Raw genomic sequence first — 23,725 nt, 5'->3', positions numbered from 1 at the left:
AACGCCATAATGGAGCCGTGCCCCCACTCGATGAGACAGGCCGCGTCGACGGCATTCGCATAAACCCGAGCATTCTCGCGGCCGATTTCGTGAACATGGAGTCCGAACTCGCGCGCATCTCGGGCGCTGACTTCGCTCACGTTGACGTCATGGACAACCATTTCGTTCCAAACCTGACATTCGGACCGCAGATGGTGGGGAGAATCCAACAGACCAGCCCGGTTCCGCTCGATGTTCATCTCATGATCGATGACCCCGAGCGCTGGGCGCCCGAGTACGCCGAGATCGGTGCTGCTTCGGTCACATTCCATTTGGAAGCGGCTGCCGAGCCGGTAGCGCTCGCACGGCGGCTTCGCTCAATTGGGGCGCGCGCGGGCGTGGCAGTCAAGCCAGGAACACCCGTCGACAACCTCTTTGACGTGCTCGATGAGTTCGATCAGATTCTCGTGATGACCGTAGAACCCGGCTTCGGCGGTCAGTCATTCATGCCAGAGACCATGCCGAAGCTTCGCTCACTCGCGGAGCATGCGAAGCGACGGGGGAGCGCGGTCTGGTTGCAGGTAGACGGCGGCATTGGCGAGTCGACCATCGCCGAAGCTGCCGAAGCAGGCGCCGACACCTTTGTGGCGGGTTCCGCGGTGTTTGGATCCGACGATCCTGACACCGCGATCGTGAATCTGCGCAACATCGCAACGCGCCACCGTCACACATATTGACCGGCCCAAGCGCGACCCAATCTGTCACAGCGTCCGAAGCATCCTCTCGGTTCGATACCCTAGGACTGTGAAGACGTTCGACACTCTGTATGCCGAGCTCGCCGCGAAAGCCGCTGAGCGCCCTGAGGGGTCGGGAACCGTCGCGGAGCTGGATGCCGGTGTCCACGCGATCGGCAAGAAGATCGTCGAAGAAGCAGCCGAAGTGTGGATGGCTGCCGAGTACGAGTCGACGGATGCTGCAGCAGAAGAGATTTCGCAGCTGCTGTATCACCTGCAGGTCATGATGCTCGCGAAGGGCCTTTCTCTGGAGGATGTCTACCGACATCTGTGAGTTCACCCCGCTCACCCACCTCGACTCAAGAAAGCCACGCTCCCATGCTGCGAATTGCTGTGCCGAACAAGGGCTCGCTCGCCGAGACCGCAACCGAAATGCTCAACGAGGCCGGCTACACCGGTCGTCGTGATCCGAAAGATCTGCACGTCATCGATCCGGTGAACGATGTCGAGTTCTTCTACCTGCGCCCGAAAGATATCGCCACCTATGTTGGCTCCGGCGCGCTCGACGTTGGGATCACGGGTCGCGATCTGCTGCTCGACGCCCGAATGCCGGGTGCGCAAGAAGTGGAGCAGCTGGGCTTCGGGGGCTCGACTTTCCGATTCGCTGGCCGCCCCGGCGTCTACGCCGATATCAAAGATCTCGAAGGCCTACGTGTTGCCACCGCCTACCCTGGTTTGGTCGATGGCTTCCTCGACGCTCACGGGGTCGCAGTAGACCTGGTGCCGCTCGATGGTGCCGTCGAGTCTGCCGTGCAGTTGGGTGTCGCCGATGCGGTCGCCGACGTCGTTTCCACCGGCACCACGCTGCGCCAGGCGGGTCTTGAGATCTTCGGTCCAGTCATTCTGGAATCCGAGGCGGTGCTCATCGCCGGGCCCACCGAAGCTGAGGGCGCCGAAACGCTGTTGCGCCGACTGCGCGGGGTGATGGTTGCGCGACGCTACGTGCTGATCGACTACGACCTGCCCGCGAACCTTGTCGATGAGGCCGTAGCACTTGCTCCTGGCATCGAGTCGCCCACTATCTCACCGCTGCGCGACCCCGAATGGGTTGCGGTACGCGTCATGAGCCCCCGCAAAGACGTGAACCGCGTCATGGACTCCCTCTATGCGATCGGTGCACGCGCAATTCTCGTCACCGCCATCCACAACGCCAGGCTTTAGTGATGAGCCTGGTCTGCCGGGTCATCCCGTGCCTTGATGTCGCTGCCGGTCGCGTGGTGAAGGGCGTCAACTTTCAGAACCTTCGCGACATGGGCGATCCGGTCGAGCTCGCCCAGGCCTACTTCGAGCAGGGCGCAGATGAAATCACCTTTCTCGACGTGACGGCCACGGTCGACGCGCGCTCGACGACGTACGACGTCGTGCGACGAACGGCTGAGCAAGTGTTCATTCCGCTCACAGTCGGCGGTGGCGTTCGCTCCGCAGAAGATGTCGCACGGCTGCTCGGCGTCGGCGCCGACAAGATTGGTGTGAACTCTGCAGCGATCGCGCGGCCCGAGCTTATCGATGACATCGCTGACCGATTCGGAGCGCAGGTTCTCGTGCTCTCGCTCGACGTAAAGCGCTCTGGCGCTACCCCGTCTGGTTTCGTCGTCACCACCCATGGCGGGCGCACCGAAACCACGCTCGACGCTCTTGCATGGGCGCGTGAAGCGATCGACCGCGGTGCGGGCGAGTTGTTGGTCAACTCGATCGACGCCGACGGCACCAAAGAAGGTTTTGATCTCGAACTGGTGCGACTGATGCGTGAGATCTCAGCGGTGCCGGTGATCGCTTCGGGCGGCGCTGGCGATGCCTCACACTTTGCGCCGGCGATCGCTTCTGGCGCCGATGCAGTGTTGGCAGCATCTGTCTTTCACTCCGGCCAGCTCACGGTTGCAGATGTCAAAGAAGTCATGATGGCTGATGGAATCGCCGTGAGAGAAGTACACGCATGAACCGATCGATTGACGAACGAATCGCCCGCGTCACGTTCAACGATGCGGGACTTGTTGCTGCCATCATTCAGCAGTGGGACACCCTCGAGGTGCTCATGATGGGCTGGATGGATGCTGAAGCGCTGCGCCGCACTCTGATCGAAGGACGAGTGACGTTCTGGTCGCGCTCGCGCAACGAGTACTGGCGCAAGGGCGACACCTCTGGACACGCTCAGTATGTGCGTGGTGCACGACTCGACTGCGACGGCGACACGATTCTGGTGACCGTAGAACAGGTCGGCGCGGCGTGCCACACCGGCACTCGCACGTGCTTCGACGCGGTCGACCTTGAGCCTTTCGCGGCGGCGGAGCCCCCCGCGTGATCCAGCGCGCTCGCCTGATCGCTGTCAGCGCGATCGTGCTGTGTGGAGCAATGGCGGTGATCTCGTCCACACAGACCTGGCTGCACGTAACTCTGGTAGACGGCGGCAGTGATGATCTTGCGGTCTCAGGCGCCGACGCCGTGGTGGTGCTTGCTCCGCTCAGCCTTGCCGTGCTCGCGCTCGGTCTGGCTCTCACCATCGTCGGCACGATACTGCGTTACGCCTTCGGCGTACTCACCGTCATCATCGGGGCCATAGTCGGCTGGCTTTCCGCTGCCATCGCATTCGAACAGCCGACCTCAGCGGTCGTTGCCACGGTGTCGGTCGCAACCGGAATCAGCGGTCAAAGCGCTGTCTCTGCCCTCGTCTCGTCAATCACGCCAACCGCATGGCCAGCGATGACGATGGTCGCCGGCGGGCTGCTGGTGGCTGTCGGCATCTTCACGCTCGCCACGGCTCGAACATGGTCAGGCTCGTCGCGTCGCTTTCGCACCGACCAGAGCGCTCCTGCGGCCACCGCTGGCGCAGATAGTTCACGACCGCACGATGCGATCGACTCGTGGGATGACCTGTCTCGTGGCGACGATCCCACCGCTCGACCGCTAGACTGACCAAGCCCGCGCTACCTCGGAGGACATCAATGAGCAACCCCATCGACGACCCCGGCCACGGACACTCGCCGGCGGCTTGGACCGCAGTCGTAATCATGTTGGTCGCCGTCGCTCTCGGCACACTTTTCTTCTTCTTTGACATGCCCGCATTGGTGTGGGCATCGGCGGGACTTCTCGTCATCGGCCTCATCGTCGGCTGGATCATGGCCAAAGCCGGGTACGGCGCCTCCGGGCCCAAGTACTCGCCGAAAGCCCACTGAGGTGCTCGCCGACCTCACGGCCGGCGCGGTTGCAGACTCCGAAGCGCGAGCTTCGGAACGCCCCTTGGCTGTCGTTGAGGCAGCCGCGCTCGCACAGAAACCCGCGCTCGATGCGCTCAAAGCGCTCGAACCCGCTGATCGGGTGAAGATCATCGCTGAAGTCAAGCGCGCGAGCCCATCGCGCGGAGACTTGGCGACCATTCCCGATCCGGCATTTCAAGCGAGCCGGTATGAGCTGGGAGGCGCCTCCGCGATTTCGGTTCTCACCGAAGGTCGCCGATTCAAGGGCAGTCTCGCCGACCTCGAAGCTGTGAAATCTCGCGTCAGCGTGCCGGTACTGCGAAAAGACTTCATCGCCAACGAATACCAAGTATTCGAAGCACGGGCATCAGGCGCTGATCTGGTGCTGTTGATTGTCGCTGCGCTCGATCAAGTTTTGCTGGCCCGCCTGCACACGCTCACGCTTGAGCTGGGAATGACGCCCCTCGTTGAAACGCACTCTGGCGAAGAGCTCGCCCGCGCAGCAGATATCGGCGCCCGATTGATCGGTATCAACGCCCGCAACCTCTCCACGTTCGAGCTCGACACCAATCTTTTCGGATCTCTGGCCGACCGAATTCCCGCAGACGCCGTCAAGATCGCGGAGTCCGCGGTGCTCTCACCCGCCGACGTCGCGCACTATCGCTCCGCGGGGGCAGACGTTGTGCTCGTGGGAGAGGCCCTCGTGACAAACGACCCGGTGACTACTCTCACCGCATTTTTGGAGGCTGGTTCATGAGTCTGCGCGACGCCCAAGGCCCGTTCTTCGGCGACTTCGGTGGCCGCTTCATGCCTGAATCCCTCATTGCAGCGATTGACGAGCTCGCTGCTGAATACGACTCGGCGAAAGCCGACCCGGCCTTTCACGCCGAATTCGCTCGCCTGCTGCTCACCTATGCAGGCCGGCCGTCGATCATCACCGAAGTTCCGCGTTTCGCCGAACACGCAGGCGGCGCACGAGTGTTCCTCAAACGTGAAGATCTGAACCACACCGGCTCGCACAAGATCAACAACGTGCTCGGCCAGGCGCTTCTTACCAAGCGTCTCGGCAAGACCCGTGTCATCGCCGAAACGGGCGCCGGGCAGCACGGCGTCGCTACCGCTACCGCGGCTGCGTTGTTCGGCTTTGACTGCACGATTTACATGGGCGAAGTCGACACCGAACGCCAGGCGCTGAACGTCGCACGCATGCGTCTGCTCGGAGCCGAGGTGATTCCCGTCAAAACAGGCTCCCGCACGCTGAAGGACGCAATCAACGACGCGTACCGCGACTGGGTAGCGAGCGTTGAAACCACCAACTACATCTTCGGCACGGCCGCTGGACCGCACCCCTTCCCTGCGATGGTCCGCGACTTCCAGAAGGTCATCTCAGAAGAAGCACGCGAACAGCTGCTCGCTGAGGTAGGCAAACTGCCCGACGCGGTCATCGCCTGTGTGGGCGGTGGTTCCAACGCGATCGGCATGTTCGATGCCTTCCTCGACGACGCCGATGTGAAGCTCTACGGCGTCGAAGCCGCGGGCGACGGCGTAGACACCCCACGTCACGCAGCATCCATCGAGCGCGGACGTCCGGGAGTTCTGCACGGATCCAAGACCTATGTCTTGCAAGACGAAGACGGCCAGACCACCGAGTCGCACTCGATATCTGCAGGACTGGATTACCCGGGCGTTGGCCCCGAACACTCATGGCTCGCCTCAATCGGGCGTGCGGAATACATTCCTGCCACCGACGACGAGGCGATGCAAGCATTGCGGTTGCTTACTCAGACCGAGGGAATCATTCCAGCGATCGAGTCCGCGCACGCGCTTGCGGGTGCGATGCGGCTGGGCCGCGAAATGGGCCCCGACGCAGTGCTAGCCGTCTGCCTCTCTGGCCGTGGCGACAAAGACATGGACACCGCCGCTCGCTATTTCGGCCTCTACGATGATGGAGCCAGCTCATGACCTCACGCGTCTCAGCGGCCATCGATGCTGCTGCTGCCGACGGGCGCGGTGCGTTCATCGGCTACCTTCCGCTGGGCTTTCCTGACCTGCAAACGAGCATTGATGCGGCCGTCACACTCGCTGAGAACGGCGTCGACATTCTCGAGCTCGGCCCGCCGTACTCTGACCCGGTCATGGACGGCACCGTCATTCAGGAAGCAACACAGCACGCCTTGGCCGCGGGCTTTCGCTTACGCGATACGTTCACGGCGGTTCGCGAGATCGCCAAGCGTGTGAGCATTCCAGTTCTCGTCATGACCTATTGGAATCCGGTGATGCAGTACGGCGTTGATCGCTACGCTGATGACCTCGCCGCGGCCGGTGGCGCGGGCTTGATCACACCCGACATCACCCCCGAATCGGCGGCCGATTGGATCGCGGCAAGCGAGCGCACCGGACTTGATCGCGTGTTCCTCGCCGCGCCGACTTCGAGCGATGAGCGGCTCCAGATGATCTTGGCGAACTCCACCGGATTCGTGTACACGGTATCGACCATGGGCATCACGGGGGAGCGCACGGAACTCGACGCGGCTGCGCGCAAGCTCGTCGCGCGCATGCGTGAACACGGCCAGGTCAACGCCTGCGTCGGCATCGGCATCTCCAACGCCGAGCAGGTTTCAGGTGTACTGGAGTACGCGGACGGAGCGATTGTGGGCACCGCCTTGGTGCGCGCCCTGCGCGACGGGGGACTTGCGGGCCTTGCCGAGGCAACCCGCGCCATCGCCGCTGGCACACGTCGCAATTAGACTTCTTCTCGTCGGCTTCTCGCCGTCACCGACAACAGCTAGGACCTGATCGCCCATGATCACCGCCGCAGCCAGCGTGCTCACCAGTATCCCCAGCCCGACGGTCAGCTACTTCGACCTGTGGGACGGTGGTCCCCGCATCCACTTCTACGCGCTCTGCATCATCACGGGAATCGTCTTCGCAGCCCTGCTGACGAACCGACGCCTGACTAAGCGCGGCGCCGAGCCGTGGGTAGTCATCGATATCGCACTGTTGGCTGTGCCGCTGGCGATCATCGCGGCGCGTATTTACCACGTGCTCACCCACTCTGACTTCTACTTTGGCGAAGGCGCCAACCCGCTGTCGGCCCTCTACATCTGGGAGGGCGGCATTGCCATCTATGGCGCACTCATCGGTGGCGCAGTCGGCGCATGGCTTGGCTGCCGGTGGACCGGCATTCGCTTTTGGACATTCGCGGATGCGCTGGCCCCTGGTTTGCTCTTGGCTCAGGCAATCGGACGTTTCGGAAATTGGTTCAACCAGGAACTGTTCGGGCTGCCCACCGACGTTCCTTGGGGCCTTGAGATCGACTACGACAATCCTGCCTTCCCTCCTGGACTTGCCGAGGGCACCCTCTTTCACCCGACCTTCTTGTACGAAGTGCTCTGGAACGGCCTGGGCGTTCTGGTGCTGCTGTGGGCCGGACGCAAGCTCTCGATGCAGTGGGGCCGGCTGTTCGCGCTCTACCTCATCTGGTACAGCGCCGGTCGAATCGTGTGGGAGTCGATCCGCATCGATCCGAGCGACATCATCTTCGGCCTGCGCACGAACGTGTGGGCCGCGATCTTCGGCGTGCTCATCGGATTGGTGCTGCTCATCGTGCAGAGGCGACGCCACCCGGGCTTGGAGCCCTCGCCGTACGTACCCGGTCGTGAGTGGCACGCAGAAGGCACGCTACAATCGCAAGACACCGACGACTTCGTCGACGTCAGCGAACCGCTTACGTCCAAGTAGTCAAGGGCACCGCCACAAGCACAGCCGACACGAACTGAGACTTTCGTCCATGGGGACGAGATTAACTATCAGCACAGGGCCGACGTCGTCCCATCTTGATCATCAAAGTGAGGACGGTTGGTATGGCACCGAGCCCCCGTCGCGAGCCCTCGTCTGAGGGAATCATCAACGCGCAGTCGCATGTGGGAAGCTTTCCCGCGAAGCAAGGGATGTACAACCCCGCCTTTGAGAAGGACGCCTGTGGCCTCGCCATGGTCGCCACTTTGCGAGGCGAAGCCGGACACGACATCATCGATCTGGCGCTGACGGCGCTTCGCAACCTTGAGCACCGCGGTGCGATCGGCTCTGACTCCGGCACTGGCGACGGTGCGGGAATCCTGACGCAGATGCCGGATGCCTTTCTTCGTGAAGTTGTTGATTTTGACCTTCCGCCCATGGGGGAGTACGCCGCCGGCATGGCGTTTCTGCCGCGCGACGACGACGCGCGGGCCGCGGTGAAGGATGGCGTCGAGCGAATCGCGGCGTCGGAAGGACTCACGATTCTTGGCTGGCGCGTAGTGCCCACTGCCGAAGACAACCTTGGCAAGCTTGCCTTCGCGGCTCGCCCGGTGTTTGAGCAGGTCTTCGTCTCACGCCCACCCGTCGGTGACCAGCCTGCGCTGAGTGGCATTGAATTGGACCGTCGCACGTTCCGCTTGCGCAAGCGCTCGCGCAACGAGCTCGATGCCTATTTCGTCTCGCTTTCTGCACGCACGCTGGGCTACAAGGGCATGGTCACCACCCTCCAGCTCGAGCCGTTCTACCCTGATCTGCAAGACGAGCGGTTCGCCTCTGAACTCGCCGTCGTGCACTCGCGCTACTCGACCAACACGTTCCCGTCGTGGCCGCTCGCTCAGCCGCTGCGCATGCTCGCCCACAATGGCGAGATCAACACGGTCAACGGAAACCGCAACTGGATGCGCGCACGCCAGTCTCAGCTCGAGTCCGAGCTGATCGGCGACCTGGCCCCGATCCTGCCGATCTGCACCACGGGCGCCAGCGACTCGGCATCATTCGACGAAGTTCTCGAGCTGCTGACCCTCACTGGTCGCAGTCTGCCTCACGCCATCATGATGATGGTGCCCGAGGCGTACGAGAAGCAGAACGATATCGACCCGAAGCTGCGCGCGTTCTACGACTTCCACTCCATGCAGATGGAGCCGTGGGATGGCCCGGCGGCGCTCATCTTCACCGACGGCACGATGATCGGTGCCACCCTCGACCGGAACGGTCTGCGCCCTGGTCGCTGGACAGAGACCACCGACGGTCTGATCGTCATCGGCAGCGAGACCGGTGTTCTCGACTTCGAGCCCGAGCGCATCAAGCGTCGCGGTCGTCTTCGCCCAGGGCGGATGTTCCTCGTCGACACCGCCCAACAGCGCATCGTTCCCGACACCGAGCTCAAACAAGAGCTCGCTGAGCTGGAACCGTGGGAGAAGTGGGTGGAGGCTGGCCGCGTGCGCCTTGCAGACCTGCCCGAGCGCGAGCACATCGTTCATCCAATCGCATCGATCACACGACGCCAGCGCACGTTCGGGTACACCGAAGAAGAAGTGCGCATCATGCTCACACCCATGGGGCAAAACGGCGCGGAGCCGTTGGGCGCTATGGGAAGCGACACCCCAGTGGCCGTGCTCAGCGATCGTCCCCGTTTGCTGTTCGACTACTTCACTCAGCAGTTCGCGCAGGTGACGAACCCGCCGCTCGACTCGATCCGCGAAGAGGTCGTGACGTCGCTATCGATCGGTCTCGGCCCTGAGCGCAACCTCTTGCAGTGGGGCCCCGGCCACACTCAGATCGTCACGCTCGACTTCCCGGTGATCGACAACGATGAACTGGCGAAGATCCAGCACATCGACACGGCGCTGCCCGGTCGCTCCTCGGTGACCATTCGAGGGCTCTACCGTGTCGAGGCTGGACACAAGGGCATGCAGAAACGCCTAGCGCAGATGTGCCGCGAGGTCGATGACGCGATCGAAGACGGCGCTGAGTTCATCGTGCTCAGCGACCGCGATTCCAACAAAGACCTTGCACCGATTCCGTCGCTGCTCATGCTCGCAGCCGTGCACCACCACCTGATCCGCAACCAAACGCGCATGAAGGTCGGACTCGTCGTCGAAGCCGGTGACGTGCGCGAAGTACACCACGTTGCAACGTTGATGGGATACGGCGCATCAGCTGTGAACCCCTATCTCGCCATGGAGACCGTGGAGTATCTGGTGCGAGCGGGATATATCAACGGCGTCACCCCGCAGAAAGCCGTCAAGAACTTCATCTATGCGCTCGGCAAGGGCGTGCTGAAGATCATGTCGAAGATGGGCATCTCCACCGTGTCGTCTTACGCCGGCGCACAGGTGTTCGAAGCCGTCGGACTCTCGGCGGAATTCGTCCAGGAGTACTTCACCGGCACGGAGACCAAGCTCGGTGGCATCGGCCTCGATGTCATTGCGGCCGAGAACGCTTCGCGTCACGCCTACGCGTACCCCGAAGATGCCGCGGTGCGCGCTCACGAGCGCCTCTGGACCGGCGGCGAGTACCAGTGGCGTCGCGACGGCGCTCCTCACCTGTTCAACCCCGACACGGTATTCCGTCTGCAGCACGCGACGCGTACGCGCCGGTATGACATCTTCCGCGAGTACACGAAGCTCATCGATGACCAATCAGAGGAGCTGAAGACCCTTCGCGGACTCTTCACGCTGCGCACCGAGGGTCGCACTCCAATCCCCATCGACGAGGTCGAACCAGTGTCGGCGATCGTCAAGCGATTCTCGACCGGCGCGATGAGCTATGGCTCTATCTCGAGCGAAGCGCACGAGACTCTCGCGATCGCGATGAACCGCATCGGTGGCAAGTCGAACACCGGAGAGGGTGGCGAAGATGTTGATCGCCTACTCGATCCAGAACGTCGCAGCGCCATCAAGCAGGTTGCCTCCGGCCGGTTTGGTGTGACCAGCCTGTACCTGACCGAAGCGGACGACATCCAGATCAAGCTCGCCCAGGGTGCGAAGCCTGGGGAAGGCGGACAGCTCCCGCCGACGAAGGTCTACCCCTGGGTGGCGCGAACGCGTCACGCGACGGCAGGCGTTGGCCTGATCTCGCCGCCCCCTCACCACGACATCTATTCGATTGAAGATCTCAAGCAGTTGATCTTCGATCTGAAGCGCGCCAATCCCAGCGCCCGCGTGCACGCCAAGCTCGTGAGTCAGTCTGGTATTGGTGCGGTCGCCGCGGGCACAGCAAAGGCTCTCGCTGATGTGATCTTGGTCTCCGGCCACGATGGCGGAACGGGTGCGAGCCCGCTCAACTCGCTCAAGCACGCCGGAACGCCATGGGAGCTGGGCCTCGCAGAGACCCAGCAGACGCTCATGCTCAATGGCATGCGCGACCGCGTCGTAGTGCAGGTTGACGGTCAGCTCAAGACCGGCCGCGACGTCATCATCGGCGCCCTGCTCGGCGCCGAGGAGTTTGGTTTTGCCACGGCTCCGCTCGTTGTCTCGGGTTGCATCATGATGCGCGTCTGCCACCTCGATACGTGTCCCGTGGGCGTCGCGACGCAGAACCCGACGCTGCGGTCTCGTTTCACCGGCAAGCCTGAGTTCGTCGTGAACTTCATGGAGTTCATCGCCGAAGAAGTGCGCGAGTACCTGGCCGAGCTCGGATACCGTTCCCTCGATGAGGTGATCGGTCGGGTGGATCTGCTCGACACCGATGGCGCAGTGGGTCACTGGAAGGCAAGCGGACTGAACCTGGCGCCGGTGCTTCATGGTCCTCAGTTCGCAGACGACGAGCCTCGCCGCAACCTGCGCCCGCAAGAGCACGACCTCGACTCGCACTTCGACGTCGCGCTGATCGAACGCGCCGCTGGCGTCATCAGTGATGGCGGATCGGTCACTATCGACCTTCCCGTGCGCAACACCGCGCGCGCAGTTGGCACCCTGTTGGGCCACCATGTCACGCGCGCGCGCGGCCAGAATGGCCTGCCGCAAGACAGCATCATCGTGAACCTGAAGGGGTCTGCGGGTCAGTCATTCGGCGCCTTCATGCCCTCTGGCATCACACTTCGCCTCGAGGGTGACTCGAACGACTACGTCGGCAAGGGTCTCTCCGGTGGCCAGATTGTCGTGCGCCCGCCGCGCAGCGCCACCTTCGATGCGTCTCAGAACGTCATCGCGGGCAACGTCATCGGCTACGGAGCTACCCAGGGCACCATGTTCCTGAGCGGCGTGGTGGGGGAGCGATTCTTCGTTCGCAACTCGGGCGCCACCGCTGTCGTTGAAGGCGTCGGTGATCACGCGCTCGAGTACATGACTGGTGGACTTGCCGTCATCTTGGGCGCGACTGGTCGAAACCTCGGCGCGGGAATGTCAGGCGGTACTGCGTACATCTACAAGCTCGACGACGCGCTCGTCAACCGCGAATCCCTCGCGTCAGGCGAACTCGTTCTCGGCAAACTCGGCTCGGGGGATGCTGAAATCCTCCGCGACCTGCTTGAGCAGCATCGCTCACAGACCGACTCAACCTTGGCAGCCTCACTTTTGGAGAATCTCGATAGCGAGCTCGACAATTTCGTGCGGGTAATGCCACGTGACTACGCAGCGGTGCTGCAAACGCGACAGGAGGCCGTCACCGAGGGGCTGGACCCCGATGGTGATGTCGTCTGGTCGCGCATCTTGGAGGTGACGGGTGGCTGACCCAAAAGGATTTTTGAAGACCACCGAGCGAGAGCTGCCCGCTCGGCGCCCCGTGCCGGTGCGGATCATGGACTGGAAAGAAGTCTATGAGCCCGGAGACTCGGCGGTTCTGCGCCGACAAGCTGGCCGCTGTATGGACTGCGGCGTTCCGTTCTGCCATCAAGGTTGCCCGCTGGGCAACCTGATACCCGAGTGGAATGACCTCACCTGGCGCGGCGAGGGCCGCTCAGCGATTGAACGACTGCACGCGACGAACAACTTCCCTGAGTTCACCGGGCGCCTCTGTCCCGCGCCGTGCGAGAGCTCGTGCGTGTTGGGTATCAACCAGCCCGCCGTGACTATCAAGCAGATCGAAGTGTCGATCATCGACGAGGCTTTTGCCAATGGCTGGGTCGAAGCAGAGCCTCCCGGGCGACTGACAGGCAAGACGGTCGCGGTTGTCGGCTCTGGGCCCGCTGGGCTGGCGGCGGCACAGCAGCTCACTCGTGCCGGTCACACCGTGGCTGTGTACGAGCGAGACGACCGAATCGGCGGCCTGCTGCGCTATGGCATTCCCGATTTCAAGATGGAAAAGAAGCACCTTGAATCGCGCCTTCGCCAAATGCAAGACGAAGGCACGCGTTTTCGGGCCGGCGTCGAGATCGGCAAAGACATCTCGTGGAGCGACTTGCGCGCGCGCTATGACGCTGTCGTCGTCACGACCGGCGCGACGATTCCTCGAGAGCTGCCAATACCGGGTCGTGACCTTGCGGGCGTTCACTTCGCCATGGAGTACCTGGTCGAGCAGAACAAGGCTGGCGCTGGCGACAAGGTTGCCCACCAGATCACTGCAGAAGGCAAACACGTCGTCGTCATCGGCGGTGGTGACACCGGTGCAGACTGCATCGGAACTGCTCACCGTCATGGAGCACTGAGCGTCACGAACCTGGCCATCGGAAAGCAGCCACCGGCAGAGCGTCCAGAGAGCCACCCATGGCCGATGGCACCGTTGTTGTTCGAGGTCGCGTCGGCGCACGAAGAGGGCGGCGAACGCGCCTACCTTGCCTCCACCGTCGAGTTCGTCGGCAACGACGCGGGGGAAGTCCGCGGGCTACGCGTCGCCGAGACTGAGTTCGTTGATGGGCGTCGCGTGCCCAAGAGCGGCACCGAGCGCGAGATCCCCGCTGACCTCGTTCTGATCGCGATGGGGTTCACCGGTCCTGAGCGCACGTTCCTCGAAGAACAGCTCGGCACACAGTTCACCGAGCGTGGCAATGTGCACCGCGAAGACGACTATCAGAGCACCGCTCCAGGGGTGTTCGTCGCCGGCGACGCTGGACGTGGCCAGTCGCTCATTGTGTGGGCGATCGCAGAAGGTCGAGCGGCAGCTGCGAGCGTCGACCGCTTCCTCATGGGTTCATCGGAGCTTCCCGCGCCGGTTCGCCCCACCGACCTCGCCATCGGTCTGCCACACGCGTAGGCTGAAATCGGCATTCGCCACCAACAAACAACCCGGAGAACCCACGGATGAGACGCGCCAAGATCGTCGCCACCTTAGGCCCCGCTACATCGTCATATGAGATGGTTCGCGCCATCATCGATGCTGGTGTTGACGTCGCCCGCTTCAATTTGAGCCACGGCGACTACTCAGTTCACGAAAACAACTTTGCGAACGTTCGCAAGGCTGCCGACGATGCGGGTCGCTCAGTCGCCGCGCTCGTTGACCTGCAAGGACCGAAGATCCGCCTCGGCAAGTTCGAGAACGGTCCCCACATGCTCGAAGTCGGTGACATCTTCAAAATCACCGTCGACGACATCCTCGGGACCAAAGAGATCGTCAGCACGACCTTCAAAGGACTTCCGAATGACGTCAATCCCGGGGACTTTCTCCTGATTGACGACGGCAAAGTTCGCGTAGAGGTGACCGAAACCGATGGCACCGTCGTGACCACCAAGGTGATCGTCGCTGGCGCGGTTTCGAACAACAAGGGCATCAACCTGCCCGGCGTCGCTGTAAACGTTCCTGCCCTGTCCGAGAAGGACGAAGCCGACCTGCGCTGGGGACTCAACGCCGGCGCCGACCTGATCGCGCTGTCGTTCGTCCGCGATGCAAAAGACATCCAACGAGTGCACGTCATCATGGCTGAAGAAGGACGCCACGTTCCCGTCATCGCCAAGATCGAAAAGCCGCAGGCAGTCGAGAATCTCGAAGAGATCATCGACGCATTCGACGGGATCATGGTCGCTCGTGGCGACCTCGGAGTCGAGCTTCCCCTCGAAGCGGTGCCGATCGTTCAGAAGCGGGCCGTAGAACTCTGCCGCCGCATGGCTAAGCCGGTCATCGTCGCGACCCAGATGCTCGAATCCATGATCGACAACCCGGTGCCCACGCGCGCCGAGACCAGCGATGTGGCAAACGCCATCCTCGACGGCGCCGACGCGGTCATGCTTTCGGGCGAGACCAGTGTCGGAAAGTACCCCGTCGGCGTCGTTGAGACGATGGCGCGCATCGTTGACTCGACCGAAGAACACGGGCTGGAGCGCATCCAGCCGCTGCTCAACAAGCCGCGCACGCAGGGTGGTGCGATCACTCTTGCGGCCCTCGAGGTGGCCGAGTTCGTCGGCGCGAAGTGCCTCTGCATCTTCACCGAATCTGGCGACACAGCGCGCCGCATGTCTCGCCTGCGCCCGGCGATTCCGATGATCGGGTTCACTCCCGACCCCGCGATTCGTCGCCGTATGGCCGTCACCTGGGGCGTGCAGTCCGCGCTCGTCCAGCCGGTGGCGCACACAGATCGCATGTTCATCCAGGTTGATGACCATCTGCTCGCGAACGACCTCGCAGCAGTCGGCGACAAGGTGGTGGTGATCTCAGGTTCCCCTCCCGGCATCATCGGATCAACCAACGACATCCGGATCCACAAGGTGGGCGACGCCGTTCACGGCAAGGCACCGATCTACAAGTCGGGCGAGCTGTAAACACGTGATTCGAAGTGGGATGCCTCAAACGAGGCATCCCACTTTGCGTTTCACCCACTTGGGGTTATGACGCGCGCGGCTCGACGGCAGTAGGGTGAGCGACGTAACTGTTCTGTCCTCACACGAAAGAAACTCTCGATGATCATCGACCTGTTCTGGTTTGCCCTCGTCTCGTTCTACTTCATCGCCTACTTCTTTGTGATGGCGATGATCATCGTCGATCTGTTCCGTGATCACGAACTGAGCGGCTGGTGGAAGGCACTGTGGATCATCTTCTTGATCTTCGTTCCATTCCTCACTGCATTGGTGTACGTCATCGCACGCGGATCCGGAATGGCCAAGCGTGCGCAGACACATGGCGGCGGCCGTGTGCCCGAGCAGGACGATTATCAACCCAAAGCTTCAGCGAGCCCGTCAGAAGATATTGCACGGGCGAAAGCTCTGCTCGACTCGGGCGCCATTTCTCAGGGCGAGTTCGATGCGCTCAAGAGCAAGGCGCTGGGAAACAAGTACTTCGGCTGACGCCCCGGATTCTCAACAAAAAGAGCGGGTCCCTGCACGGGACCCGCTCTGCTTTTTGTACCGGTGGTGGGACTCGAACCCACACGCCCTCTCGAGCAACCGATTTTGAGTCGGTCGCGTCTACCATTCCGCCACACCGGCAATTAAACGTGCAACAACGACGATACCGTAGGATTCAATGGTGACTGAGCAGGAAGAGACCCCCGGTACGCCGGCAAACACCCCCCGTCGTGTCGTAGTGGCCGAAGACGAGTCGTTGATTCGACTCGACATCGTCGAGATTCTGCGCGACAACGGATTCGACGTCGTCGGCGAAGCGGGTGACGGTGAGACCGCTGTCGCACTGGCAACCGAGCTGCGACCTGACCTTGTGATCATGGATGTGAAGATGCCTCAGCTTGATGGCATCTCTGCCGCCGAGAAGCTGAGCAAGAACCATATTGCGCCCGTAGTGCTCCTCACGGCTTTCAGCCAGAAAGAGCTCGTCGAGCGCGCCAGCGAAGCGGGCGCACTCGCCTACGTGGTGAAGCCGTTCACACCGAACGACCTTCTTCCCGCGATCGAGATTGCACTTGCCCGCTACGAGCAGATCATTACGCTTGAGGCCGAGGTTGCCGACATGGTCGAGCGCTTTGAGACCCGCAAGCTGGTTGATCGCGCCAAGGGCCTTCTCAACGAGAAGATGGGCTTGTCTGAGCCCGAAGCATTCCGCTGGATCCAGAAGGCGTCTATGGACCGCCGCCTCACCATGCAGGATGTCGCCAAGGCGATCATCGAACAACTCGCTCCCAAGAGCTAGCCAAATCCATCGCAGCGATGCCCGTCACGGACTGATCAGTTCGCGGCGGGCATTTCTTTGATCATGTTCGTGATGCGAATGGTCGAGCAACGCCGGCCCTGGTCATCGCTCACGGCGATCTCATGCACCGTCATGCTTCGCCCGAGATGAACGGGCGTGCAGACTCCGGTCACGATGCCCGAAGTCGCGGGGCGGGTGTGAGTCGCGTTGATGTCGACCCCCACTGCGAGCCGCCCAGGGCCCGCGTGCAGATTCGCGGCCATTGACCCGAGCGATTCGCCCAGCACGACGTAAGCGCCGCCGTGCAGCAGCCCCACCGGCTGCGTGTTGCCCTCGACGGGCATGGTGGCCACACAGCGTTCAATCGTGAACTCGGTGAATCGCATGCCCATCTTCTCGGCAAGCGCGCCCAGGCCTCTTTCAGCCGCCCAGGCCAAACCATCGATGTCAGGGGGGAGGTCAGATGCCATGATTCACCTTCGGTCGAGCAACAGTGCGAGAGCCATGTCGCCACCCGCGGCTACGCTTGCAGGGTGACGGACTCCGCAAAGCCTACCCTTCTCGTTATCGACGGCCATTCGCTCGCCTACCGCGCGTTCTACGCGCTGCCGGTGGATAACTTCTCCACAAAAGACGGCCAGCACACCAACGGCATCTATGGCTTTTTGTCCATGCTCGTCAATCTCGTCAAAGCCGAGAAGCCGACGCACCTTGCCGTCGCGTTCGATACCTCTCGCGAGTCCTTCCGCACCCGTGAGTACACCGAATACAAGGCAAACCGCTCGGAGTCACCCGCCGAGTTCAAGGGCCAGATCCCGTTGCTGCAAGAGTGTCTCGGCGCGATGAACATTCCAGTGCTGCTCAAGCCCGACTTCGAAGCAGACGACATTCTGGCCACGCTGGCGACGCAAGGAGCGGCCGCCGGCTACAACGTGCTGGTGTGCTCGGGCGACCGTGACACCATCCAGCTGGTCAATGACGACGTGACGCTGCTCTATCCGAACGTGCAGGGGGTCTCGCAGCTCAAGCGCTATGACCGTGAAGCGGTCATCGAGCGCTATGGCGTGCCACCCGAGCAGTATCCCGACATCGCCGCCCTCGTCGGTGAGACGAGTGACAACCTGCCAGGCGTGCCCAAGGTGGGGGAGAAGACTGCGGTCAAGTGGCTCAAGCAGTACGGCTCACTTCAAGAACTGATCGACAACGCTGACAAAGTCACGGGCGTCGTCGGCGGAAACCTGCGCGAACACCTCGACGATGTGCGCCGCAACCGCAAGCTCAACCGACTGCTCACCGACGTCGAGCTCGCGCTCGGCCCCGACGAACTCGCCGTCAATCCCATCGACGCGCAGGCGGTGCGTGAGATCTTCGCGCGCCTCGAGTTCCGAGCGCTCCTACCCCGGGTACTTGAAGCCACCGGCGCTGATCAAGCGACTAGCGATGCTGCCAGCGCGCCAGCCGTTGCCATGCCAGCCACCACCGAGCCAACGGGAGCAGACCTGCAAGCCTGGCTTGAGGCTGCCACCGCCGAAGTCGGCCTCACAGTGCTCACCGAGCGCGGGCTCCCTCAGCGTCTCGGCTTGGCAACGAGTGACAGCGCTATTGAGGCGGCATGGGATGCAGAAGCATCCGCTGTGCTGATCCCTTGGCTGGTTTCTGATGCGCCCAAGATCATGAATGACGCGAAGGCGCAGGTCAAGGCACTTCGCCGCGCCGATGTTGTGCTGGGCGGTCTAGCGTTTGACACGCTCATCGCTGGGTGGCTGCTGAGGCCGAGTTTTCCCGACAAGACGCTGGGCCACCTGGTAGAACGATTCCTCGATGAGACGCTTCCCGAGGCCGACCCGAGCCAGCTCGTTCCCGAGACCGAGGGAGCAACTCCTGGTCAGCTCTCGTGGTTCACCGTGCGTGTCGCCGAGGCATTGCGCGCTGACATGCCCGACAGCGTGACAACCGTATTGACCGACATCGAGGTGCCGTCTCTTCTCGTCCTCGCCGATATGGAGCTCGCAGGCGTCGCTGTGTCGCATGACGAGCTCTCGGCGTTCTCGGCGGAACTCGGCACTCGCGCCGATTCGATCGCTCAACAAGCCTTCACGACCATCGGCCGAGAGGTGAACCTGGGCTCGCCCAAGCAGTTGCAAGAGGTGCTGTTCGAAGATCTGCAGCTGCCGAAGACACGCAAGACCAAGACGGGGTACTCGACGGATGCTGCGGGTCTCGCCGACCTGCAGCGGACGAACCCGCACCCGTTCCTCGATTTGCTCTTGCAGCACCGCGAAGCAACGAAGTTGCGCCAGATCATCGAGTCACTCGATACCGCTATCGGCGCCGACAATCGCATTCACACCACCTACGTGCAGACCGGCAGCCAGACCGGTCGCCTGTCGAGCACTGACCCGAACCTGCAGAACATCCCGGTGCGCAACGAAGAGAGCCGGCGCATCCGCGCTGCCTTCCAAGTTGGCAATGGCTACGAGACACTGCTGACCGCGGACTACTCACAGATCGAAATGCGCATCATGGCGCACCTGTCAGAAGACCCGGGGCTGATCGAGGCGTTCAACTCGGGTGAAGACCTGCACCGGTTCGTCGGTGCGCGCGTGTTCGGTGTTGATCCGAGCGAAGTGACCGCCGCGATGCGCACCAAGGTCAAGGCCATGTCGTACGGCCTCGTTTACGGTCTGTCGGCATTTGGGCTGTCGAAGCAACTGCGCATCGAGCAGTCCGAGGCCAAACAGCTCATGCTGGAGTACTTCGCTCGTTTCGGTGCGGTGCGCGACTATCTGCGCTCATCCGTTGAGCAGGCAAAAATCGATGGCTACACCGAGACGATCTTCGGCAGAAGACGGCCCTTCCCAGACCTTTCCAGCCCCAACAGAGTGTTGCGCGAGAACGCCGAACGCGCCGCTCTCAACGCTCCGATTCAGGGCAGCGCGGCCGACATCATGAAGATCGCGCTGTTCCATATTCACGACGAATTGCGCGCGCAGGGCCTCGCGTCCCGTGTGCTCATGCAGATCCACGATGAGCTCGTCATCGAGGTGGCTCCGGGGGAGTGGGATGCCGCCGAGCAGATTGTGCGCACGCGTATGGGCGATGCTGCCTCGCTGACGGTTCCGCTCGACGTTCAGATCGGCCGTGGGGCGAATTGGGATGAAGCAGCACACTGACGCTCACGCGATCTGAGCCGACAAGATTTAGGCTCGGGGTATGACAGAAACACCTCGCACGCCCACACCCATCGACACAATCGCTGAGGCCTGGGTAGACACACTCGCTGAGCTTGAGCCGATCCTGGCAACGTACATCGGCCGTTTCGAGTTCAACGACCGGTTCGCCGATTACAGCCCCGCAGGTGCTGAGCGGATCGCCAGCGCAGCCCGCGCCGTTTTGGCTGATTTGCAGGCGGCGACACCGGTCGATGAGATCGATATCGTCACTCAAGACGACCTCTCACGCGATCTGCAGCTGCTCCTCGATGTGCACGAGGCACGCTGGCACTTGCGCGATCTGAACGTCATCGCCTCTCCGGCTCAAGACATTCGCTCGGCGTTCGATCTCATGCCGACAGATTCCGTTGAAGACTGGAAGACCATCGCAACACGGTTGAAAGCCGTTCCCGCCGCCATTGAGGGATACGTTGAAACCCTTCGCGAAGGGATCGCCCAGAACATCACCCCGGCCCGACGCCAGGTGCGCGAAGTTGCCGCACAGATCGCGCGCTACACCGACGACTCTGGCTTCTTCACCTCTTTTGTCGCCGGCGCTTCGATAGACGAAGGCGATTTGCCGGCCGATCTCATCGGTGAGCTGAACGAGGGTGCCGACGCGGCACGCTCGGCCTACAACTCACTCGGGTCGTTCTTGACATCTACCCTCGAGCCAGCATCATCTGAAACCGATGCCGTCGGACGCGAGCTCTACGAACTGCACTCCCGTCGTTTCCTCGGCGCCACGATTGATCTTGACGAAACCTATGAGTGGGGGATTCAGGAGCTCGCCCGAATGGTCGCCGAGCAAGAGTCCATCGCCAACGAGATTCTTCCTGGCGCCACCGTCGAAGAGGCGATCGAATTTCTTGAGAAAGACTCCACCCGCAAGCTGATCGGCACAGAAGCGTTGCAGAAGTGGATGCAACAGACAAGTGACCGCGCAGTTGAAGAGCTGGGTAAAACTCACTTCGACATTGCTCCACCCATCCGCGACCTGGAGTGCATGATCGCGCCCACACAAGAGGGCGGCATCTACTACACCGGTCCCACCGACGACTTCTCGCGCCCCGGCCGCATGTGGTGGTCGGTGCCAGAAGGAGTCACCGAGTTCGACACCTGGCGCGAGCTCACCACGGTTTATCACGAGGGCATCCCGGGTCACCACCTTCAGATCGCACAGGCTGTCTACAACCGTGGCCAGTTGAATTCATGGCGCCGTCTCCTCGGCGGCACCTCTGGCCACGCTGAAGGCTGGGCGCTCTACGCAGAGCGGCTCATGGAACAGCTCGGCTACCTCGAAGACCCTGCCGATCGTCTCGGCATGCTCGATGGTCAGCGCATGCGTGCTGCGCGTGTCGTTCTCGACATCGGCGTGCATCTGGCAAAGCCTCGGCCCGATGGTCAGGGCGTTTGGGATGCTGACTACGCCCTTGAGTTCATGCGGCGAAACGTCAACATGTCTGACGAGTTCGTGCAGTTCGAGGTCAACCGCTATCTCGGCTGGCCCGGCCAGGCGCCCTCATACAAAGTGGGTCAGCGAATCTGGGAGCAGTTGCGAGACGACGTTGCTGAGCGAGACGGCGAGGACTTCTCGATCAAGCAGTTCCACAAGCGTGCGCTCGATATCGGTGGCGTCGGTCTCGACACCCTGCGCGCAGCGATGGCTCGGTAGCGCATATGACGATGATTCAGCCCGGTGGTTCCGTTGGGGTGTGAATTCCTGGCGTCGTCGCCCGTCGGCCCGCCGTCCTAGGGTGGAGAGGTGTCAAAAGTTCGCTACGTCGCCATCGGCGATTCATTCACCGAGGGAGTCGGCGACGAACTCCCTGATGGCCACGTTCGAGGTTGGGCCGACCTGACCGCTCAGGGCTGGGCCGACGCGAGCGGCGAGAGTGTCGAATACGCCAACTTCGCGATCCGCGGCAAGCTCGTTCGCCCAATCGTCGAAGAACAGCTTGAGCCCGCCTTGGCGCTTCGTCCTACCCACCTGTCGTTCAACGGCGGCGGCAACGATATGTTGCGCCCGAGAACGAGCGTCGCGACCGTTGTGGACTCGTTTCGGCGAGTGATCGAGCGATGCGATGAGGAGGGCGTGAAGGTAATCATGCTGTCGGGTGCCAACCCGTCGGGGCAGCTTCCGCTCAGCCGCCTCATCCAGCGACGGGGTGACTTGCTCTCGCGCGCGGTTGATTCTCGCTTCAACGATCGACGCGACATCATTCGCGCGTTCAACTGGTTTGATCGCGAGTTGGCGACGCCGCCGTACTGGTCTGAGGATCGCCTGCACATGAACGCCCGGGGCCATCATCGCGTCGCCGCGCGGGTGATCACCGCACTCGGCCTGGAACCACCCACAGGCTGGTGGTCTTTGCCTCCCTTGCCTGCGTCGGCGCCGCGCGGCTTGGATTACTACCGTGAGCACGTCGGCCCTTGGGTGCAACGCCGGCTGAGGGGCACGTCTTCTGGTGATGGGCGCCAGCCCAAGTTCGGGCAGTGGACCACGATTACGCCGAGCGATTCCGCGCTGGAGTGATCAGGCGGCGTTGACCGCGTAGGAGTTCACCCCGGGGGTGCAGAATGGTGCTCATGCCTGATTACTTCACCGTGGTACGCACACTAGGCGCCTCGAAGGAACAAGTCTTCGACGTCATCACCCTGCCGGAGCACTTCGCTGTGTGGTTCGGCACGGCCGTCGTCGAAGTGCCGCTCGAGAGCCTTCGCATGGAGGTCTGGCCCGGTGGACAGTTTCGTGCCGAAATGAAACTTCCAGAGGGGGGCGCGATCAACTGGGCGGGCACCTATGTCGATGTGGAACGTCCCTCGCACGTTTCCATGACCTTGACAGACCAGCCTGGCAGTGACCCAGGTTTGCCTGTGCTGTTCGACATCGAAGAAGTAGGCGGGGCAACGCAGCTCACCATCAGCCAAGATCGCTCTGACTTCAGCGACGACCAGATTGCCGCGACGATCGCCGGCTACAACGCATTCGTCGACGACATCGAAGAGATCCTGCAGTCGCCAGCGCAGGAGAACGCCTAGAGTTCCGGAGTGGACGACATTGAAATGACGCGCGTGGCGGGCGGAAACGTCACGTTGCACGATGCGCGAACCAAGAGTCGCAGGAGCGTCGGCCTTGAGCCGTTCGAGATCGGCGTCTTCGCGGTAACCCAAGAACAGCTCGCCGAGATCCTCGGCGTGTCTGCTGCTTTCCCGCGCCGTCCAGCAAGCGACGTCAGCTGGCTGCGGGCCGTGCATTTCTGCAACGCCGCATCGGAGTGGGAAGGGCTTGACAGTGCCTACAGCTTCGACGGCGAAGACGTGACCTGGCATCTAGATTCTGATGGCTACCGGCTGCCCACCGAGGCAGAATGGGAGTTCGCCTGCCGAGCGGGCTCTACAACGCCACACTACGGGCCGCTCGCCGACGTCGCGTGGACAAGCGCAGACGGCGTCAGTGCCCCGCAGAATGTGGGCGGCAAGCATCCCAATCTCAACGGACTCTTCGACACTCTCGGCAATGTCTGGGAGTGGTGCTGGGATCTGCTGGATCCCGCACGATACAACGACTATCGAGTCTTTCGAGGTGGCGGCTTCGCCGATGATGCGTGGAGCGTTCGTGCGTCAGTTCGACGCGGAGGAGCACCTCGAATGCACCACGACGATGTCGGCTTTCGCCTGGCTCGTGGTGGATTCGATTCAGTGGATGCTGCGCAGGGCTGGTCAGCCGCGACGGACCAAGAACGCGCAGAGCGCGGTGGCCCAAATCCATTCGGATGGACACCGCGCTCTACGTGAT

Annotated in this window: 21 protein-coding genes, 1 tRNA gene and 1 pseudogene; 21 read left to right on the top strand and 2 right to left on the bottom strand. The window is 62.3% G+C overall.

The features are described from left to right. Window positions 1–17 precede the first annotated feature (17 nt). The 15 genes and pseudogenes from rpe to WDU96_RS07485 all read left to right on the top strand — a co-directional run bounded on the left by rpe (window position 18) and on the right by WDU96_RS07485 (window position 15,915). Complete coding sequence (gene rpe / locus WDU96_RS07555) at window positions 18–716, top strand: ribulose-phosphate 3-epimerase (RefSeq protein ID WP_337337890.1); 699 nt, start codon at window positions 18–20, stop codon at window positions 714–716. A gap of 67 nt (window positions 717–783) precedes the next feature. Beyond that, window positions 784–1,047, top strand: a complete 264-nt coding sequence (locus tag WDU96_RS07550; protein WP_337337889.1) for a phosphoribosyl-ATP diphosphatase — start codon at window positions 784–786, stop codon at window positions 1,045–1,047. A 44-nt stretch (window positions 1,048–1,091) separates the two neighbouring features. Beyond that, the gene (gene hisG, locus WDU96_RS07545) at window positions 1,092–1,934 is read left to right on the top strand and encodes an ATP phosphoribosyltransferase (RefSeq protein WP_337337888.1); all 843 of its coding nucleotides are present in this window, start codon (window positions 1,092–1,094) and stop codon (window positions 1,932–1,934) included. Window positions 1,935–1,936: 2 nt separating this feature from the next. Further along, window positions 1,937–2,710 carry an imidazole glycerol phosphate synthase subunit HisF gene (hisF, locus tag WDU96_RS07540; RefSeq protein ID WP_337337887.1) on the top strand — a complete coding sequence of 258 codons (774 nt, stop codon included), beginning with the start codon at window positions 1,937–1,939 and terminating at the stop codon, window positions 2,708–2,710. Next, complete coding sequence (gene hisI / locus WDU96_RS07535) at window positions 2,707–3,072, top strand: phosphoribosyl-AMP cyclohydrolase (RefSeq protein ID WP_337337886.1); 366 nt, start codon at window positions 2,707–2,709, stop codon at window positions 3,070–3,072. The genes hisF and hisI overlap by 4 nt, the downstream gene beginning before the upstream one ends. Further along, entirely contained in the window at window positions 3,069–3,683 is a 615-nt protein-coding gene (locus WDU96_RS07530) for a Trp biosynthesis-associated membrane protein (protein ID WP_337337885.1), read from the top strand. Before hisI ends, WDU96_RS07530 begins: the two co-directional genes overlap by 4 nt. 29 nt (window positions 3,684–3,712) lie before the next feature. Beyond that, window positions 3,713–3,943, top strand: coding sequence for a DUF6704 family protein (locus WDU96_RS07525; protein WP_337337884.1), 231 nt, complete (start codon window positions 3,713–3,715; stop codon window positions 3,941–3,943). Window position 3,944: 1 nt separating this feature from the next. Beyond that, window positions 3,945–4,721, top strand: a complete 777-nt coding sequence (trpC, locus tag WDU96_RS07520) for an indole-3-glycerol phosphate synthase TrpC (RefSeq protein WP_337337883.1) — start codon at window positions 3,945–3,947, stop codon at window positions 4,719–4,721. Further along, complete coding sequence (trpB, locus tag WDU96_RS07515; RefSeq protein WP_337337882.1) at window positions 4,718–5,926, top strand: tryptophan synthase subunit beta; 1,209 nt, start codon at window positions 4,718–4,720, stop codon at window positions 5,924–5,926. Before trpC ends, trpB begins: the two co-directional genes overlap by 4 nt. Continuing rightward, window positions 5,923–6,711 (top strand): tryptophan synthase subunit alpha, encoded by a 789-nt coding sequence (trpA, locus tag WDU96_RS07510; protein WP_337337881.1) that lies wholly within the window; start codon window positions 5,923–5,925, stop codon window positions 6,709–6,711. Before trpB ends, trpA begins: the two co-directional genes overlap by 4 nt. A gap of 55 nt (window positions 6,712–6,766) precedes the next feature. Further along, window positions 6,767–7,743, top strand: a pseudogene (gene lgt, locus WDU96_RS07505) (prolipoprotein diacylglyceryl transferase). Between the two features lie 84 nt (window positions 7,744–7,827). After that, the gene (gene gltB, locus WDU96_RS07500; RefSeq protein ID WP_420063946.1) at window positions 7,828–12,435 is read left to right on the top strand and encodes a glutamate synthase large subunit; all 4,608 of its coding nucleotides are present in this window, start codon (window positions 7,828–7,830) and stop codon (window positions 12,433–12,435) included. Further along, window positions 12,428–13,894, top strand: a complete 1,467-nt coding sequence (locus WDU96_RS07495; protein WP_337337879.1) for a glutamate synthase subunit beta — start codon at window positions 12,428–12,430, stop codon at window positions 13,892–13,894. The genes gltB and WDU96_RS07495 overlap by 8 nt, the downstream gene beginning before the upstream one ends. 47 nt (window positions 13,895–13,941) lie before the next feature. Further along, window positions 13,942–15,393, top strand: coding sequence for a pyruvate kinase (pyk, locus tag WDU96_RS07490; protein WP_337337878.1), 1,452 nt, complete (start codon window positions 13,942–13,944; stop codon window positions 15,391–15,393). Window positions 15,394–15,531: 138 nt separating this feature from the next. Continuing rightward, entirely contained in the window at window positions 15,532–15,915 is a 384-nt protein-coding gene (locus WDU96_RS07485; RefSeq protein WP_337337877.1) for an SHOCT domain-containing protein, read from the top strand. 58 nt (window positions 15,916–15,973) lie between these two features. Here WDU96_RS07485 and WDU96_RS07480 read toward each other — a convergent pair. After that, window positions 15,974–16,056: transfer RNA gene (locus tag WDU96_RS07480), tRNA-Leu, on the bottom strand. Window positions 16,057–16,093: 37 nt separating this feature from the next. Here WDU96_RS07480 and WDU96_RS07475 point away from each other — a divergent pair. Beyond that, on the top strand, window positions 16,094–16,714 hold the full coding sequence (locus tag WDU96_RS07475) for an ANTAR domain-containing response regulator (protein WP_337337876.1): 621 nt from the start codon (window positions 16,094–16,096) through the stop codon (window positions 16,712–16,714). 35 nt (window positions 16,715–16,749) lie between these two features. On the opposite strand, the gene WDU96_RS07470 is transcribed toward WDU96_RS07475, so the two are convergent. After that, window positions 16,750–17,184, bottom strand: a complete 435-nt coding sequence (locus WDU96_RS07470; protein WP_337337875.1) for a hotdog fold thioesterase — start codon at window positions 17,182–17,184, stop codon at window positions 16,750–16,752. A gap of 63 nt (window positions 17,185–17,247) precedes the next feature. On the opposite strand from WDU96_RS07470, the gene polA reads away from it, so the two are divergent. The 5 genes from polA to WDU96_RS07445 all read left to right on the top strand — a co-directional run bounded on the left by polA (window position 17,248) and on the right by WDU96_RS07445 (window position 23,724). Next, entirely contained in the window at window positions 17,248–19,887 is a 2,640-nt protein-coding gene (gene polA, locus WDU96_RS07465; RefSeq protein WP_337337874.1) for a DNA polymerase I, read from the top strand. 40 nt (window positions 19,888–19,927) lie between these two features. Further along, window positions 19,928–21,601 carry a DUF885 domain-containing protein gene (locus tag WDU96_RS07460; protein WP_337337873.1) on the top strand — a complete coding sequence of 558 codons (1,674 nt, stop codon included), beginning with the start codon at window positions 19,928–19,930 and terminating at the stop codon, window positions 21,599–21,601. Window positions 21,602–21,691: 90 nt separating this feature from the next. Continuing rightward, entirely contained in the window at window positions 21,692–22,462 is a 771-nt protein-coding gene (locus WDU96_RS07455; RefSeq protein WP_337337872.1) for an SGNH/GDSL hydrolase family protein, read from the top strand. A 53-nt stretch (window positions 22,463–22,515) separates the two neighbouring features. After that, window positions 22,516–22,968: an SRPBCC family protein gene (locus WDU96_RS07450; RefSeq protein ID WP_337337871.1), complete on the top strand. Its 453-nt coding sequence runs from the start codon at window positions 22,516–22,518 to the stop codon at window positions 22,966–22,968. Window positions 22,969–22,992: 24 nt separating this feature from the next. Next, window positions 22,993–23,724 carry a formylglycine-generating enzyme family protein gene (locus tag WDU96_RS07445; protein WP_420063954.1) on the top strand — a complete coding sequence of 244 codons (732 nt, stop codon included), beginning with the start codon at window positions 22,993–22,995 and terminating at the stop codon, window positions 23,722–23,724. Window position 23,725: the final 1 nt, after the last annotated feature.

Source organism: Microbacterium marmarense (assembly GCF_037204165.1).
GTDB classification, from domain to species: Bacteria; Actinomycetota; Actinomycetes; order Actinomycetales; family Microbacteriaceae; genus Microbacterium; species Microbacterium marmarense.
Note: the sequence above shows the minus strand (reverse complement) of the source record. Positions and strands in the feature narration are given on the sequence as shown.

Bases quoted from the DNA above. Each gene is read 5' to 3' on its own strand.
- WDU96_RS07445 (WP_420063954.1), top strand. From the start codon at position 22,993: ATGACGCGCGTGGCGGGCGGAAACGTCACGTTGCACGATGCGCGAACC.
- WDU96_RS07470 (WP_337337875.1), bottom strand. From the start codon at position 17,184: ATGGCATCTGACCTCCCCCCTGACATCGATGGTTTGGCCTGGGCGGCT.
- hisF (WP_337337887.1), top strand. From the start codon at position 1,937: ATGAGCCTGGTCTGCCGGGTCATCCCGTGCCTTGATGTCGCTGCCGGT.
- WDU96_RS07460 (WP_337337873.1), top strand. From the start codon at position 19,928: ATGACAGAAACACCTCGCACGCCCACACCCATCGACACAATCGCTGAG.
- hisI (WP_337337886.1), top strand. From the start codon at position 2,707: ATGAACCGATCGATTGACGAACGAATCGCCCGCGTCACGTTCAACGAT.
- WDU96_RS07450 (WP_337337871.1), top strand. From the start codon at position 22,516: ATGCCTGATTACTTCACCGTGGTACGCACACTAGGCGCCTCGAAGGAA.
- gltB (WP_420063946.1), top strand. From the start codon at position 7,828: ATGGCACCGAGCCCCCGTCGCGAGCCCTCGTCTGAGGGAATCATCAAC.
- WDU96_RS07485 (WP_337337877.1), top strand. From the start codon at position 15,532: ATGATCATCGACCTGTTCTGGTTTGCCCTCGTCTCGTTCTACTTCATC.
- trpA (WP_337337881.1), top strand. From the start codon at position 5,923: ATGACCTCACGCGTCTCAGCGGCCATCGATGCTGCTGCTGCCGACGGG.
- WDU96_RS07525 (WP_337337884.1), top strand. From the start codon at position 3,713: ATGAGCAACCCCATCGACGACCCCGGCCACGGACACTCGCCGGCGGCT.
- trpB (WP_337337882.1), top strand. From the start codon at position 4,718: ATGAGTCTGCGCGACGCCCAAGGCCCGTTCTTCGGCGACTTCGGTGGC.
- hisG (WP_337337888.1), top strand. From the start codon at position 1,092: ATGCTGCGAATTGCTGTGCCGAACAAGGGCTCGCTCGCCGAGACCGCA.
- WDU96_RS07475 (WP_337337876.1), top strand. From the start codon at position 16,094: ATGGTGACTGAGCAGGAAGAGACCCCCGGTACGCCGGCAAACACCCCC.
- pyk (WP_337337878.1), top strand. From the start codon at position 13,942: ATGAGACGCGCCAAGATCGTCGCCACCTTAGGCCCCGCTACATCGTCA.